The following is a 16,047-nucleotide window of genomic DNA, read 5'->3' on the forward strand; positions in this document are numbered from 1 at the left end:
GGTGGCGAGAGCAGACGCGGAGCAGGCGAAGGCAGAGACGTAAGCTTCCGTGGTGGCCAAGCTGAAGGCGGACGCTCACGTGGTGAAGGTGGAGCACGCAGCAGCGAAGCGCGTGCTGGCCGTAGCGGCGTACGAAGCGAAGGCGGATTCAGCCGGAGCAACAGTGGTAGCTCACGCGGCGGCAACAGCGGTAGTTCACGCGGTGGCAACAGCTCGCGTGGTGGATCTTCTAGCCGTAGCGGCGGCAGAGGCGATTCAAGGCGCAAATAAGCGGTGACGGGCGGGATAGCCTCTACATCGGTAATACAAAGAGCAGGGACCGGAATATCGGTTCCTGCTCTTTTTGTCATACCAGCTATATGTGTTTCTAGTACAGTTATGTTTGACCGCCGTTTTTATGAAAATGAAGTAGCCCATGATATAATTTAGGAGAACATTCTATATATAGAAAGGTCTTGAAGGCTGATGATAAAGTTAAGCATTTTGGATCAATCGACCATCTCGGAAGGGAGTACACCTGCTGAGGCTCTAGCCCAGACGGCAAAGATGGCGCAGGAAGCTGAGAAGTTAGGTTATCATCGCTTCTGGGTATCAGAGCATCACTTTGCTTCTTCGCTCGCAGGTTCTAGTCCCGAGGTTCTGATTTCTCATCTAGCTGCGAGGACCTCTACCCTTCGTGTAGGGTCCGGAGGAGTTATGTTGCCTCATTACAGTTCATATAAAGTGGCGGAGAATTTCCGCGTTCTAGAAGGTTTGTATCCAGGTCGTATCGACCTTGGACTTGGACGTGCGCCAGGCGGCATGCCATTAGCGACCAGAGCGCTTCAAGAAGGCAAAATGCGTACGGGAGATCGCTATGCAGAGCAAATCGATGACCTTATTGCGTACCTTACGGATAGCCTAAGCCCAGAGCATCCTTTCGCAGGACTTGAAGCTACGCCTCTCATCGATACCATTCCTGAAATGTGGATGCTAGGCTCAAGCGGTGGAAGTGCAGGTATTGCTGCGCAGCGTGGAACAGGGTTCGCTTTTGCCCAGTTTATTAATGGCTCGGGTGGCAGTGACGTGATGCGTTGGTATCAACAGAACTTCAAGCCTTCTGCCATTCATCCCACACCGCAGTCACTTGTAGCTGTGTTTGCTGTTTGTGCCGAAACCGAGGAGGAAGCGAGCCGACTTGCATCTAGTATGGATCTATCTCTAGTACTGCTGGAGAAGGGTGGTAAATCTCTGGGAACACCTTCTGTAGAGAAGGCGCTGGCTTATCCATACAGTCCCTATGACCATATTCGGATTCAAGAGAATCGCAAACGAGTGATCGTTGGATCACCCGAACAGATTAAACAGTATATTGAGCGGCTGTGTAATGAATACAATACGGAAGAAATCATGGTATCCAGCATTATTCATAATTTTGATGATAAGGTTAAATCATTCCGCCTCATTGCTGAAGCTATGGGTGTGAAGCCTATATAAAATCATTTGTATACGATCCATTATGCTGAAACTTGCACTCTTCAATCTTTGGCGTATGATAAAGAGAGAACATAAAAGCACAGTCCAGTCGGTAGTCCGGGCACATGTGACCCTATTTCATCATGAAGCATGTCAGTAACCTTGCCTTGGCAGAGCGCAAGCGGGAACTTGGCGAAGGACAAACATCGCGGTAGATAGCATATGAACGTAGAATATATTTGAAAAAGTGGAGGTAATTAGGATGACAGTTTATCAATTTTCAGCTGAAAACACAGCAGGTAAAGAGGTTTCACTTGATCAATTCGAAGGTAAAGTACTCGTGATTGCCAACACAGCCAGCAAATGTGGACTTACACCGCAGTATGGGGATTTGCAAAAGTTGTATGAACAATACCATGACCAAGGCTTAGAAATCATCGGTTTTCCATGTAATCAGTTTGGCGCGCAAGAGCAGGAAGCAGTGAAGAAGCAGAATCATTTTGCCAGATTAATTATGGCGTATCCTTCCCTGTCTTTGCAAAAATAGAAGTAAACGGTGCTGAGGAACATCCATTGTTTACGTATTTGAAAGAACAGCAGCCGGGCAATACAGAGGACAGCGCTATTCAATGGAACTTTACGAAGTTCTTGGTGAATCGCAGCGGTGAGGTAGTCGGACGCTTTGAGCCTAAAGAAACTCCTGAAGTTATGACGAGTGCAATCGAAGAATTGCTGTAGTCATTTGAAATTTAATATTCAGAAAGTCTGCCCTTGTGGGCAGACTCTTTTTACAGATATATAATGCAGATTGAGTAAAGATCTAAATAGAAGACATCGTAAAAGCAGCTCATTCTTAGAAGAGGAATGAGCTGCTTTTTTGATTGGAATGTAATCGGTTATTCTGTATGCTCCTGAGTCCGTGCATGAAGGCCAGTAAGAGCATCCTTGACCTCATGTTCGCCTTCAACCAGATCAAAGGACTTGCGGTCCGTTTGAGGAATACTCAAAGCATGCACTGCAGCTAAGGCAACATCATCACGAGATACGAGGCCTGACTGTCCATAGGCGATGGAAGCTTTTACTTTGCCGGTTCCGGGTGCATTGGTCAGCCCACCTGGACGAATAATCGTATAATTCATCCCGCTTTCTTCTAGCACCTGCTCGGCTTTGCGTTTTGCAATTAAATAGGGTTTAAGAAAATCAGGCATTTCATTAGGGTTCTGCGTTCCCATTGAGCTAATCAGCACAAACCGTGAGATATGATCTAGTACACTCTGCTCAATTAATCGTACGGTTCCCACATGATCAACATGTTCGGGAACACCGGATATTCCAGCTCCTACTGCGCAAATGACTACATCTGCACCTTTAAGGCCATCAGAGAAGGAAGTCGTCAGATCACCGATATAGCACGTAGCTCCTGCCTGTTCAAGGTCGTGTTGATGCTCAGGCTCACGTACGAGTCCGCGCACATCATATCCTGCTTCGACTAAGCGAGCAACAATACGTCGACCTGTCTGTCCGTTTGCACCTGCTACAAAAACCGTTGTCATTCTCAAGGCACCTCCAGATAATGATTTTCGTTTGAGGTAAGCATAGAGGATGCCTTGGTAAAAGGCAAGAAACGGGATGTATGCATCGATGTATCGCTATGGTTTAACTCCTTCAAAGAAAAATATATCTAATTTAAAATGTGAAAAATTTCACTGTTTGCAGACTTTTGTGAGATACCTCACATGTAAGGGTAAAAAGAGTGAGATACAATAGATGTAAATCAACAGAATATTTGGATTTGAAGGGGATTGAAACCATGGCTTACTATAAACCTCAACAAATTGCTGAACTGACTGTAGAAACTGGAACCAAGAAAACACATCATCCACTGATGGCGGTACTCGTTCTCGGATTTCTAGCGGGTGCATTTATTGCGCTTGGCTTTTTGCTAGATATTCGTGTCATAGCAGGTGCACCGAAAGCATGGGGTTCTTTTGCTAATTTTATTGGGGCAGCACTCTTTCCAGCAGGTCTTATTCTTGTATTATTGGCTGGTGGAGAACTGCTGACAGGCAATATGATGGCTGTATCTATTGCAAGAATGGCGAAGAGAATAACGACGATTGACGTAGTGAAGAATTTGACATTAGTCACGATAGCCAACTTCGCTGGCGCTCTGTTCGTTGCCTATTTCTTCGGACATGTGGTTGGACTTACGGAAAGTGGCGTCTACTTAACCAAGCTGGTAGATATGGCAGGGCATAAGCTGGATGACAGCTTCCTCCAAGCTTTCATTTCAGGGATTGGCTGTAACTGGTTAGTGGCGCTCGCGGTATGGCTCTCGTATGGTTCTGATAGTATGAGTGGTAAAATTCTTGGGATTTGGTTCCCGACGATGTCTTTTGTAGCGATTGGATTCCAGCACGTAGTTGCTAATATGTTCTTGATTCCAGCGGCAATTTTTGCAGGCCATTTTACATGGGGAGATTATATAATGAATTTCATTCCCGTTTTCCTTGGTAACCTCGTGGGTGGTACGGTCTTTGTGGCTGCTGCATACTATTTGGCTTATCTGAAGAATGGTAACCTGACACCTGTACCTACCCAAGTAGCGACGAATTCAGCGAATAAGAATCGTAAACAGGCTTAGTATGGATGAGTAGATGTGAGCTATTTAATTTATTATAGATAAAAGAAACCGGAAGCTCTGTTTATAGAGCTTCCGGTTTTTTGTATATACAAAAAACTAAATTCGCCATGCTAAAGCTCGGGGGAACGAAACTTTAGCATGGCGAATTATTTGGGAGTGGTCCATAGTGTGGCAAAAAGGCGGAATATGTATTCACGTCTTATGCTCTTGTTTTAAAGTTACCCGCACATTTCAGAAATGAATCAATTTTCGCCAAATTTTTTTTGCGCATTTGTGGTTGTCGATTTAAGATATGAATAGAAGTATTTACGGATCAGAAGCAAGAGGGGATTGAAGTGGATATGGTCGAACAAGAGAACGGTATTTTCCCAGCGGTGTGTCCGCTAGATTGCCCAGATACATGTGGCTTATTGCTGCATAAAAAGGATGGCAAGATTGTAAAGGTAGAGGGTAATCCAGAACATCCAATTACTCAAGGAGCCATTTGTAATAAGGTTCGTAATATGGCAGAACGGATTTACCATCCTGAACGTGTGTTGTATCCGCTGAAACGGAGTGGCCCCAAAGGAAGCGGAGAGTTTGTTCGTATTACTTGGGATGAGGCCATTCAGGAAATAACGGAGCGTTATTCTGATCTGATCGAGCAATATGGACCGGAATCTATCTTACCTTATAGTTTCTATGGCAATATGGGTGTGCTAAGTGTGGATGGAATGGACCGCCGTTTCTTTAATGCACTTGGTTCAAGTCAGCTAAAGCAGACGATATGTAACAGCGCAGGGAGTGTAGGTTGGAAGCATACGATGGGCTTTGGGGGTGGAACCACGCCAGAGGGAATAGTCAATGCAGATCTGATTATCGTCTGGGGCGGTAATATCATCAGTACGAATATGCATCAAGTGATGCTGATCGAGAAAGCACGCAAATCTGGTGCCAAGGTGGTCGTCATCGACGTTCATCGTAACCGGACTGCGCAATGGGCAGATTGGTTTATCCCCTTGTATCCAGGGACAGACTCTGCGCTGGCCCTAGGCATCATGCACATTCTGTTCCGTGAACGTTTGGTCAATGAATCGTTTATGGAACAATATACACTTGGGCATGAGGAATTGCGAGAACATGTGAAATCATACAATCCGGAGCGAGTATCCCGTATTACAGGTATTCCCGTTGAGGATATTGAGCAGCTTGCAATGATGTATGGTCAAGCTAAGACCTCTTACATTCAGATTGGAAATGGACTCCAGCATCATGATAACGGGGGTATGAATGTGCGAAGTATAGCATGTTTACCTGCATTGACTGGTGCTTGGCTTCAAGATGGGGGAGGCGCTACTAAATCTAATAGTGGTTACCAATCCATGAATAGTGACAAGTTAGAGCGACCTGATCTACGACTAAATTCGGATACACGTACGATTAATATGAACCAAATTGGCGAAGCGCTTGCGATGCAGGAGCAGCCGATCAAGGCGTTATTCGTCTATTGCAGCAACCCCGTTGTTGTTGCACCCGATTCAAAGCGGGTACAAGCTGGATTTGCACGTGAGGATTTGTATACGGTTGTACATGATCTATTCTTGACCGATACAGCGCGCTACGCCGATTTGGTATTGCCAGCGGCATCCTCTTTTGAAAGCACGGATTTATTCGGATCTTATTGGCATCAATATATTCAGCTACAAGAGCCCGTTATTTCACCCTTAGGGGAGAGCAAAAGTAATGTGCAGCTATTCTCGTTACTTGGTAGAGCCATGGGTATGGATGAGGAAGCATTTAGCCAGAGCGAAGAGTCCATGATAGAGGAGGCGCTGAATTATCCGTCTAATCCGTATTTGAACGGTGTTACACTTGAGGCGCTTCAAACTCAGCGGTTCGTGAAGCTAGACATGACGCCGCAGCAATTCTATTTGGAACAGTTGTCAACGCCCTCAGGCAAAATTGAGCTATATTCCAATGCTCTGGAACAAGCGGGGCTGCCGCCAATGCCGGAGTATGTTCCGCTCAAAGAAGGATATGATGGCGAGCGCAGACCTACAAGGGAGGATAACTATCCCCTGATGTTCATCTCTCCACCGAATCATAACTTCCTTAACTCCACGTTTTCAAATGTGGCGAAGCTTCAAAAGATGGAACAGCAGGAGCCCGTGCTCCAAATTCATCCACAAGATGCGGAAGCCCTTGGTATCTCAGATGGTGAGCATGTGGAAGCCTTTAACGACCGAGGTAGTTATGAGTTGAAGGCTTCTGTAACGGATAAAATGCTTCCTGGTACGGTGATTAGCCAGGGACTCTGGTGGGATAAGGATGGACGCACGCGCCGGGCTAATGTGCTTACCCCAGATCGGCTGGCGGATATGGGAGAAGGGGCAACCTTCTTCTCGGCGACTGTACAGGTACGACGTAAGTAGAACATGATTCTTACAATTTATGTTATGATGTGAACACAGATTCAGGGTCAAACCTGCTTTAATTGGCAGCTATGAATGCCTCATTTAGCCTTGGAGCGTGCTCCGGGGGCTAAATGCGTGTTTAATTTCGGGATGCTTCCCTAATTCAACTAGATTCTTAATTACAAATCAGGAGAAACATTCTATGAAATTTTTACAGAAATATCCCAAAGAAGTACAAGTATTCTTGGCAGCGAGTTTGATTAATTCGGCAGGCGGCTCCTTGATGTGGCCGCTAATTACAATGTATGTATTTGATGAGCTGGGTCGCAATATGGCGGATGCGGGACTTGTCGTTATGGTACAGGCCATGGGTGGTATTGTTGGTCAGCTGCTGGGCGGCGCTCTTTATCACCGAATCGGCGTGAAGAAGCTCATCGTAGGAGCTCTTGGGCTGAACGCTTTAGGATTATTCACGCTTCCTTTTATTAGTGATCATTGGTACATCTTTATGGCCATGATGGGCTTCATCGGCTTCTGTAATGCCTTATCTATGCCTGCCATTCAGGCGTTTATTGGTTATCGATTTGCAGATCGGCGCGGGGAGCTGTTTAATGTCGTTTATGTAGCAAATAATATCGGTGTAGCCGTCGGAACAGGATTAAGTGGATTTCTCGCGGACCTATCATACCATCTAACCTTTATGATGAACGGATTGACTTCGGCTTTATTCGCACTTTTTTTCTTGCGTTATTTGAATGGCTTAGACAAGCAGCAGGGAGAAGTTCATCTGCATAAGAAAACCAAGAGTGAGCCTGCTGGCAGTATCTGGTCGTTACTGGGCAATACACGTATTTATTTATTTCTCGGTTTAGGCGCACTATTCCTGTGGCTAGGTAATTCCATCTGGAATTCAGGCGTCGCTCCCTTCATCATTTCGGAGGGGTTACCGAAACGATCATACGGTTTCTTGTGGACATTAAACGGTATACTCATATTTGTTGCTCAGCCGTTTACAAATTGGATTAAACGTTGGATTGCCCAAAGTGATTCGGCTCAGATGACGGCAAGTGCTATCTTTTATTTGAGCGCCTATGTCGTTATCATTGGCATTCAAAGTTACCCAGGAATGGTGCTTGCAATGGTACTTGCTACTTTTGGGGAAATGCTCATTTCCCCAGCGATACCTTCGTTTATATCCGAGCATGCTTTCAGGGCAGCGCCATTTTATATCGGATTAACGGGCGGTATGGGGGCATTGGGACGAATGGTAGGTCCTTACGCGATGGGGATCCTGTATGATTCCGGGGGACTTTCGCCAGTGACTTGGCTTGCAATCGGAACGGCAATCATTTCAGTCGCGTTCTTCGTGGTTCATGCTCTAAAGAATCGCAAAGCGTTAGAAACACTGCCTGATTAAATCATATCAAGCTATTTATTCAGCTCCTATGATAAAGAGGTGTAAAAGAATGAGTTATAATCAACAAACCCTGACGATACGACCGTCTGAAATGAAGGATGCACAGTTTCTGATGGACCTGGATGCAATCGTTTGGAATGATCTTACGGCTCCAGAGCCGCTGCACTGGACGTCTCGTGAAGATTTTTTGCAGCATTGCCTGCCGGGATCTCAGTTAGTAGCTGTCGTAGATGGTGAGTTATGCGGTTATGTTGGCTTCCGCTCTCCTACAAGTATGCTCAGTAATGGACATGTATATGAGATTAGCATTGCTGTGCATCCTGACTTTCAGCATGCTGGAATTGGAATGAGACTGATGGAAGCAGCCAAGTCTTGGGCTCTGGAGCGGGGCAGACTGAAGCTGAGACTACGTGTCTTGTCCTCTAACCCAGGTGCGGTGAGCTTCTATCGCAAATGTGGTTTTGTGGAAGAGGGACGTCTACAGAATGAATTTTATATTGGCGATCAATATGTTGATGATATCCTAATGGGTTATCTAATGATGTAGGATTTGAAACACATCGGCTCTGCTAAAAAAGTGAAATCATTCTAAAATATTAACAAAAGGAACTTTCGATAGCGAAAGTTCCTTTTTGGTGTATCAACATACAAAGCTATTATTGAATGGTAACCGGGATTTCAATGGTATAATCCTTACTTTCGCCAGATGTATCTATGATATATTTTGCTTGAACACCAATGAGGTATTCCCCTTTAGGCAAAACGGCAATCCGATTATTGCGTAAAAAATCATCCGTTGGGGGTTGATTCGTATGCTGTTTCTGCCATTGCCGTAAGTTGTATGTTTGAATTAAGGCCACAGGTAACGTGCTGGAGTATTCATCTTCTGCTTCGTAGATCTCCTTCTTCATAATCAGGGGTGAGTCTAACTCGCTCTGAAATTCAGTCTTTGTATCCTTGATGTAAAAGCTGATAGGTGCTATACCATGAGATATAGTGATTTCAGAGCCACCAGTGTATTCCAGCCGGGCGCTGATATTTAGAGGCTGTCCATAAGCATAGGAAGGACTGGAGGAGTGTATTGATAACTTGAAGCTCCCCTCATGTTTGGATGCGTGAAGCTTTGTTTTCTGCGGAATACTCTCGGTGTGGTCAATATATAAGGTATTAAATTCTGCATCATAGGCAGTGGCAGCAGATAATTGATGGGATAGGAACCGCAGTGGAACGTAAGTCGTGTTGTGATATGTAAAGAGTGGTTCTTTATTGAAATCAGCGTCTTTTCCATTAATCTGAATCAGGGGATTAAATAAGGTCACATTCACTTGATTGGAGGAATTAGCCTCCTGAGTAGTGGGTACGATCATAAGCGAGAGCAACATAACTACGGTAACAATTTTAACTGAATTATTCGTGACTCGTCACCTCAACATTCTTAGATTGGTATATATATACATTAATAATGACGTTTTAGTTTTAGATTTGTTACGGATTTTTAAAAGGAAGGTTATATCGATGTCTTACCATCTGCTATGATGATGGCAGGCAATATACCTTGGGAGGGATTGGTCTTGAGTACAAATACATATCGTTTGTTATCCATCAATGTTGGTAAACCCGTGACGGTGGAGTATCTAGGTAAGCCTCTGACAACGGGCATTCATAAAAAGCCAGTACAAGAGTCTATACAGGTCGGATTCACGCAAATGGACGGAGATGCACAGGCAGATTTAAGGTTCCATGGCGGACCCGATAAAGCGATATGTGTATATCCTTATGAACACTATGCTTATTGGGAGCAGGAGCTTGGCTTGAAGCTGGACTATGCAGCTTTTGGTGAAAATCTAACGGTTACAGGTTTTCTTGAGCCAGAGGTCTACATCGGTGATGAGTTTGAAATCGGAGATGTAGTGGTACAGGTAAGTCAGCCTCGATTCCCTTGTTATAAAATATCGAGTAAGCATGGTGTGAAAAACTTCCCAATGCTTATTCTGAATAATGGATTTAGCGGCTTCTATCTGCGTGTGCTGCAAGAAGGCAGCATGGATATGGCATCACCTATCGTCAGACGTAAGTCTGATCCACAACAGGTAAGCGTGAGAGCTGTGCTGGAGCAGCTAGCGCTAGGAAGTAAGCAAGCTGATCATGACCAACTAAGACGGATGTTGGCTGTGGATGCTTTGGCAGACAGCGTCCGGGAAAAGTTTGAGGGCTGGCTCTCGGAGAGTGCCAGCGTATAGCAAAAGGGCCGCCTGATGAGGGCGGCCCTTTGTGATGTATGTATTGATATCGATGATAGCATCGCTGATCAGCGCATGAGCTTCCATTCGCTCTGTACCATACCATAGATGGCATGATTAACATAACCCTGTGGAAGCAGTTCTGCTTCACGAACAATCCCTTCAAGGACAAACCCAAGTCGTTCAGGAATGGCTCGGCTGCGAACATTGCCTGTAGCGCAGCGAATCTCTACACGGTTGAGATCCATCTCCATGAAAGCGTAATCCACGAGTGCCCGGCAGGCACTACTCATAATGCCTTTGCCATCAAAGCCTTTACCCAGCCAATATCCGATGCTGACGCAGCGGTTACGCCAGTCTATTTCGTGAAGACTTATGATACCAGCCATCTCTTCCTGCACCCAAATTCCAGCTGTGATACAGCCATTCTCGGCACCCGTTTTTATAGCGTTCGTTATGAAGCGTGTCGTATGGTCTATTTCCTTCATGGAGTCAACCCAAGGCAACCATTCACGCAGAATGTCTCTGGAACGATCCGTCAAATGGAATAGAGGACGTGCATGATGAAGCGCTATGGGTCTAAGCTGAATTTGATCGTCAAGTGCGTAACTGAACATGATAGAATGTCACCTCTATTATCTTGATAGTTTAACTTTTTGTTCCAAAGCATAGATGTCATCTTCCAAGGAACCCATTTGGCGGTTTACGAGGTGGCGGCAATCGTCTAGTGCTTGATTATACACGTATGGAGCGAGCTGTGTCATGAAGAAATGCATAACACCATCTGCGGCAAGTTCGCCGAAATCCTCTCCATGCTCTTCTTTAAAATAATGTTGAATCAGTTGGATCACCTGACCCTGCTGCTCTTTAGGTAATTTCATCGTCTTCATAAGTTAGCCCTTCCCTTCCTGTGATGCCGTTTCTTTCCATGCTACCTTATTTTGTCAAGGTACGTCAAAATGAAGTGTTTTTTGTCTCTGCATTGAATTTAAACACCATATATTACCTTTAACCAAAGGCCCATAGTAGGCGGAATCATTGAACTATGTAGCCATTAAAGGTATATTAATATGAAACACGTGGATACCAATGTATGTAGGCACCCATGATTACAGAAGATATTTTATGGACGAAAGGTTGATTACTGTGGAGAAACCAAGCACTCCCTCCAATTTTATTAAAAATGTGATTATCGATGACCTGGAATCCGGAAAAGTCCAGCGTATTGTCACTCGCTTTCCTCCGGAGCCGAACGGGTATTTACATATCGGACATGCCAAAGCCATTTGGATTAATTTCACACTAGCTGATGAGTTTGGTGGACGTACTAACCTTCGCTTTGATGATACGAATCCGCTCAAGGAAGATATGGAATATGTGAATTCCATTGAAGAAGATGTGAAATGGCTCGGGTACGAGTGGGAAGAGAAGCGTTTTGCATCAGATTATTTCGATGAAATGTACAAGCGTGCAGAACTCCTTATTCAAAAGGGGAAAGCTTATGTTGATGATCAAACACCTGATCAAATTCGCGAAACTCGTGGTACGCTAACTGAGCCTGGACAAAACAGTCCATATCGTGAACGTAGTATTGAAGAGAATTTGGAGCTGTTCCGTAACATGCGGGCTGGGGAATATCCAAACGGAGCGAAGGTGCTTCGTGCCAAAATTGATATGGCATCACCAAACATTAATTTACGTGATCCAATCCTATACCGTATTGCTAGGGCTACACATCATAATACGGGCGACAAATGGTGCATCTATCCAATGTACGCTTTTGCGCATCCGCTTGAAGATGCGATCGAAGGAGTAACGCACTCCCTTTGTTCGCTTGAATTCGAAGATCAACGTCCATTCTATGACTGGGTTGTATCGGAGTGTGAGATGGAAAGTACTCCACATCAATATGAATTTGGTCGTTTGAATCTAGCCCAGACGCTAACAAGTAAGCGTAAGCTGAAGCAGCTCGTAGATGAGAATGTCGTTGATGGCTGGGATGATCCGCGGATGCCGACTATTTCGGGACTTCGTCGTCGTGGATATACCCCTGAAGCTCTTCGTAGTTTCATCTATGAGGTAGGGATTTCCAAGGCCCAAGGGTTGGTTGATCTGCAAATGTTGGAGCATTTCATCCGTGAGGATTTGAAGTTGAAGGCACCTCGCACCATGGCGGTTCTACGCCCACTTAAAGTGGTCATTACTAACTATCCTGAGGGAGAAGTTGAATGGCTGGAAGCGGAGAATAACTCCGAGAATGAGGAAATGGGTAGTCGTCAAATTCCATTCTCCCGTGAGATTTATATTGAGCAAGATGATTTCATGGAGAATCCACCGAATAAATATTTCCGGTTGTTCCCGGGTAATGAAGTGCGCTTGAAGCATGCCTATTTCATCAAATGTAATGAATTTATTAAAGATGAAGATGGCAATGTAACGGAAATTCATTGTACGTATGATCCCAAAACCAAGAGCGGCACAGGTTTCACTGAGCGTAAGGTGAAGGGGACCATTCACTGGATCGAAGCTACACAAGCTGTTCCTGCGGAATTCCGACTCTACGAGCCGCTGATTAATGCAGAGGAGCCTGAGGAAGAGGGAGCAGAGCAAGCTGAAGATGCTGTGGAGAAAACATTCATGGATCAGCTGAATCCGAACTCTCTGGAAATTCTGAACGGATATGTGGAAGCTGGCATGAAGACGGCTGAACCCCAGGATAAATTTCAATTTTTCCGTCATGGTTATTTTAACGTGGATACGAAGTATTCTAAGCCAGGGCATCCTGTCTTTAACTTGATTGTTTCCATGAAAAGCTCTTTCCGAATGCCAAAAGCTTAATGATTAAAAAAACAGCCAACAGATAGGATCTGTTGGCTGTTTTTAATTTTACCTATAGAAGCCGTACCTCGATTTATTTCATGGAATCGGTATCTTCTTCAATGTGTTTATCAATGGAAGGTTGTTTATATCCCTGTACTCGTATCCAGTACCACATGAGTCCAAAGCCTGCTGCTCCCATAAGCGACAGCGTCACGCCTATTCGATACATCGCTTCTCCTCCGAAGTTCTGAAACAACCAGCCTCCAGCAAGGCTTCCCACAACACCCGAGATGCCGCTCCATGTTAGTGTATACACGGCTTGGCCTGAAGATATGTAAGGGGCAGGCATTAGCATCCGCACGACCTGAGTACCCACATAGAAATATCCCCCAAAGGTGATACATTGCAATATCTGAATCAAAGCAACCTCTATGGGGTGAGTGGCTGCTGCCATCAGCGTCCAGCGGAGACTAAAGAGCACACTGACTAGAGCAAGACAACCGATCAGCGTAGAGAGCTTTCGTTTGATAAATTTATCAAACAGAATGAATACGGCGATTTCTAAGAAAGAGGAGAGAAAGACGGCTAGACCGACGATAGTCTTGGAACCGCCAAGCTCCGTAATATAGAGCGACATAAACGTATTATTCATGACATTAGGTACAGATACGATCATGCCAAGAACAATAAAGGCAACAAAGTATAGATTGGTTACAAGCCTACCGAACCCCCGAAGACGAACGGGTGGACTTTCAGCAGATCGTTTGAGCGTGGGCATAAGGAGAACCGCAGCAATAGCCAGAAACAGAATACCTGTGAAAAGGAATGATAGTCTGGAAATCCCTATTTTATCAATAATAAGGCCCGCTGCAATGGCTGTAACAGCCCATCCAATAGATCCCCACAGACGAAATGAGCTAAATTGGTGTTTGGTATCCGTAATATATCCCAAGATCAAACTGTTGCTTTGCGAGAACATCGGACTTTGGAAGAAAAAGAACAAAATCATCGTTAAATACACCGTATTATAAGTACTCGCATGAAATACAAATTGGATTAACAGTAGCGTACCTGCCATCATCATCAGCAAAATGCGTTTTGTATTGTGCAGACGGTCGCTCCAAAAGGCCCAGAACGGATTGGCAAACAACGAAATGAAGGGTCCGAGTGCCATTAGGCTACCGATCTCGAGTTTGTTCATTCCTGCATCCTGGAGGTATAATTGAAAAAAGCTGGTGAAGATCACCATAGTTCCGTAGATTAAGAAGTTAAACGCTTTAAGCGACGTTAAGGATGGCTTAGGTTTTAAATTATTCTGCACGTTGGACATTCCTTTCCGACCGAATGCAAATCGGGCAGTGGGCGTTCGAAATCTGCCAATCTCACTTTATCATTTGTTGAAAAGGGATACAAACCAACTTTTTATAATTTTACCACAATAAAGATTAATAAACTTTAATTGTAAATTAATAAAGTAGATACTTACGATTTGTATGCAGTAATAAAGGAGGATCGAATGATGTTTGAGATCACAGGTGGTATTTTAGCTGGAGGACGTTCTAGCAGGATGGGCTCTAACAAGGCCTTACTAGAAATAGAAGGCATTACGGTTATTGAAAGAATAACGAAACAGCTCTCCCCAGTTGTATCAGAAATGATGATTTCAGCCAATGAGAAGCAGGATTACCTTTTCCTTGGCAAGGTTATTGTACAGGATTCGTATCCAGGAAAAGGACCGCTAGCTGGTGTTCACTCGCTCCTTGCTGCTGCAAATACACCGTGGTGCATCGTTTGTGCCTGCGATATGCCATTTGTGACCACCGATATCTTCCGGGTGTTGGTAGATGCAGCTTCTTTAGTTAGTGGAGGGCTGCAGACGGACAGAGTGCAGGCTATACTGCCGATTACAGGAGGAAGAATACAACCTTTGCTCGCGGCCTATCATCGTAGTGCGTTCCCTTCTTTAGAGCAGATGCTTCAGGCAGATAAACTTCGAATGACGGATTGGCTAGATCATCTGCGTGTCCGTTATTTGACAGAAGAAGAGCTAACGCAACAATCGAGAGTAGATGCAAATCAAGCCCTGTTTAATATGAATAATCCTGAAGAATATAAGCATGCGAAGCAGGACTCGGGAGCATCTTGAAACGTTGTGTTTACAATAGTAGCAACAATTAAATATGTAAAAAAGGTATTTTCCGTTAATTAATGTGAATTATATCACATGATTATGAAATGACTTCATGTAAGGTTAGTTTATACAAATTTTAAAGTAATGATTACAGGATTACTCGAACGAGCTGAGTTTATTATATACAAGGGAGGGTTCATCTATGATGACGATGACCGCACAATCAGTACATGAATCTGCGGAGGGTGTACGCTGGCTTCAAGGAAGAGGGTGGATGTATCAACTATTAATTGATTTTTTGGAGAATCCACCAAGCTTATCTCAAATGATGCAGTGGCAATTGCATATTGTTCGTAGGGAAGAGGTTGTACTGACCGAGAGCGTAGGACAGCTAAAGGCTTATATAGGAGGGCTGAAACCCGTCCAACTTTTGAACCTTTGTAGTGAGGAGACAGCGGAGTATCATCGGCTATTTGACAGTATGGATGCTGTTCTCCCTTGTGTTTGCGAAAGCGTATATCGTGAGGAAGACCACGGAAGTATGCTGAGCTGTATTCAGCAGATTAGGAAGGCTTACGCTGATTGCGGAATCGTATTCAATAAGCTGGATCATGAAAAGGATGATCATATCACTTTAGAACTTGAATTCATGGCTGTCATGGGCGAACGTGCTCAGGATTCTAGTAGGTTTGCAGACCATAGACTAGTATGGGTGGATCACCAAATTGATTTCCTCGAAAATCACCTTATGAAATGGACGCCACAGCTGGCAAATGAAATGCAGCAACTTGCTCAGACACCGCTCTATACAGGGCTTGCCCGTATTCTGAAAGAGTTCATACCTTATGATCTGAACATGCTTCGCGAATGGAGAAAAGAATTGGCGTAGCTTTGCATAAGTGCAGCAGGAATAGCATGCATATTGTCCACATAAAAAGGACGTGTCA

At 44.5% G+C, this 16,047-nt stretch carries 14 protein-coding genes and 2 pseudogenes; 11 read left to right on the plus strand and 5 right to left on the minus strand.

The genetic code is table 11. From position 1 onward, the window contains the following. From JCM16418_RS25075 to JCM16418_RS19345, 3 genes and pseudogenes are all read left to right on the plus strand, one after another. A pseudogene (locus JCM16418_RS25075) lies at positions 1 to 270 on the plus strand (hypothetical protein); the annotation flags it as partial. Positions 271 to 465: 195 nt separating this feature from the next. After that, entirely contained in the window at positions 466 to 1,476 is a 1,011-nt protein-coding gene (locus JCM16418_RS19340; protein WP_036652333.1) for an LLM class flavin-dependent oxidoreductase, read from the plus strand. A gap of 241 nt (positions 1,477 to 1,717) precedes the next feature. Further along, positions 1,718 to 2,193: pseudogene (locus JCM16418_RS19345) on the plus strand (glutathione peroxidase). Between the two features lie 158 nt (positions 2,194 to 2,351). On the opposite strand, the gene JCM16418_RS19350 reads toward JCM16418_RS19345, so the two are convergent. Next, the gene (locus JCM16418_RS19350; RefSeq protein WP_036652335.1) at positions 2,352 to 3,008 is read right to left on the minus strand and encodes an SDR family oxidoreductase; all 657 of its coding nucleotides are present in this window, start codon (positions 3,006 to 3,008) and stop codon (positions 2,352 to 2,354) included. 257 nt (positions 3,009 to 3,265) lie between these two features. On the opposite strand from JCM16418_RS19350, the gene JCM16418_RS19355 reads away from it, so the two are divergent. The 4 genes from JCM16418_RS19355 (at position 3,266) to JCM16418_RS19370 (ending at position 8,456) form a co-directional block, all read left to right on the plus strand. Beyond that, a complete protein-coding gene (locus JCM16418_RS19355; RefSeq protein ID WP_036652337.1) occupies positions 3,266 to 4,099 on the plus strand; it encodes a formate/nitrite transporter family protein in 834 nt (277 codons plus the stop codon). A 341-nt stretch (positions 4,100 to 4,440) separates the two neighbouring features. Beyond that, a complete protein-coding gene (locus JCM16418_RS19360) occupies positions 4,441 to 6,510 on the plus strand; it encodes a molybdopterin-containing oxidoreductase family protein (RefSeq protein WP_036652414.1) in 2,070 nt (689 codons plus the stop codon). A gap of 184 nt (positions 6,511 to 6,694) precedes the next feature. Then, the gene (locus JCM16418_RS19365; protein ID WP_036652339.1) at positions 6,695 to 7,909 is read left to right on the plus strand and encodes an MFS transporter; all 1,215 of its coding nucleotides are present in this window, start codon (positions 6,695 to 6,697) and stop codon (positions 7,907 to 7,909) included. Between the two features lie 49 nt (positions 7,910 to 7,958). Further along, the gene (locus JCM16418_RS19370) at positions 7,959 to 8,456 is read left to right on the plus strand and encodes a GNAT family N-acetyltransferase (RefSeq protein WP_036652341.1); all 498 of its coding nucleotides are present in this window, start codon (positions 7,959 to 7,961) and stop codon (positions 8,454 to 8,456) included. A gap of 109 nt (positions 8,457 to 8,565) precedes the next feature. On the opposite strand, the gene JCM16418_RS19375 is transcribed toward JCM16418_RS19370, so the two are convergent. Continuing rightward, positions 8,566 to 9,276, minus strand: a complete 711-nt coding sequence (locus tag JCM16418_RS19375) for a stalk domain-containing protein (RefSeq protein ID WP_158442448.1) — start codon at positions 9,274 to 9,276, stop codon at positions 8,566 to 8,568. A 204-nt stretch (positions 9,277 to 9,480) separates the two neighbouring features. Between JCM16418_RS19375 and JCM16418_RS19380 the strand changes: the two genes are divergently transcribed. Then, positions 9,481 to 10,149: an MOSC domain-containing protein gene (locus JCM16418_RS19380; RefSeq protein WP_242403916.1), complete on the plus strand. Its 669-nt coding sequence runs from the start codon at positions 9,481 to 9,483 to the stop codon at positions 10,147 to 10,149. A gap of 68 nt (positions 10,150 to 10,217) precedes the next feature. On the opposite strand, the gene JCM16418_RS19385 is transcribed toward JCM16418_RS19380, so the two are convergent. Together JCM16418_RS19385 and JCM16418_RS19390 are read right to left on the minus strand one after the other, a co-directional pair. Further along, positions 10,218 to 10,766: a GNAT family N-acetyltransferase gene (locus JCM16418_RS19385; RefSeq protein WP_036652344.1), complete on the minus strand. Its 549-nt coding sequence runs from the start codon at positions 10,764 to 10,766 to the stop codon at positions 10,218 to 10,220. Positions 10,767 to 10,784: 18 nt separating this feature from the next. Beyond that, the gene (locus JCM16418_RS19390) at positions 10,785 to 11,039 is read right to left on the minus strand and encodes a DUF2164 domain-containing protein (RefSeq protein ID WP_036652346.1); all 255 of its coding nucleotides are present in this window, start codon (positions 11,037 to 11,039) and stop codon (positions 10,785 to 10,787) included. Between the two features lie 256 nt (positions 11,040 to 11,295). On the opposite strand from JCM16418_RS19390, the gene JCM16418_RS19395 reads away from it, so the two are divergent. Beyond that, on the plus strand, positions 11,296 to 12,987 hold the full coding sequence (locus JCM16418_RS19395) for a glutamine--tRNA ligase/YqeY domain fusion protein (RefSeq protein WP_036652418.1): 1,692 nt from the start codon (positions 11,296 to 11,298) through the stop codon (positions 12,985 to 12,987). A gap of 73 nt (positions 12,988 to 13,060) precedes the next feature. Here JCM16418_RS19395 and JCM16418_RS19400 read toward each other — a convergent pair whose 3' ends face one another. Beyond that, complete coding sequence (locus tag JCM16418_RS19400; RefSeq protein WP_052020572.1) at positions 13,061 to 14,299, minus strand: MFS transporter; 1,239 nt, start codon at positions 14,297 to 14,299, stop codon at positions 13,061 to 13,063. Between the two features lie 186 nt (positions 14,300 to 14,485). Here JCM16418_RS19400 and mobA point away from each other — a divergent pair, with 186 nt between their 5' ends. Both mobA and JCM16418_RS19410 read left to right on the plus strand, forming a co-directional pair. Further along, positions 14,486 to 15,115 (plus strand): molybdenum cofactor guanylyltransferase, encoded by a 630-nt coding sequence (gene mobA / locus JCM16418_RS19405; protein ID WP_081765514.1) that lies wholly within the window; start codon positions 14,486 to 14,488, stop codon positions 15,113 to 15,115. Positions 15,116 to 15,302: 187 nt separating this feature from the next. Continuing rightward, on the plus strand, positions 15,303 to 15,989 hold the full coding sequence (locus tag JCM16418_RS19410) for a TorD/DmsD family molecular chaperone (protein ID WP_052020574.1): 687 nt from the start codon (positions 15,303 to 15,305) through the stop codon (positions 15,987 to 15,989). The last annotated feature ends 58 nt before the right edge of the window (positions 15,990 to 16,047 follow it).

It is taken from the genome of Paenibacillus pini JCM 16418, from assembly GCF_000576305.1.
Lineage (GTDB): Bacteria > Bacillota > Bacilli > Paenibacillales > Paenibacillaceae > Paenibacillus_AQ > Paenibacillus_AQ pini.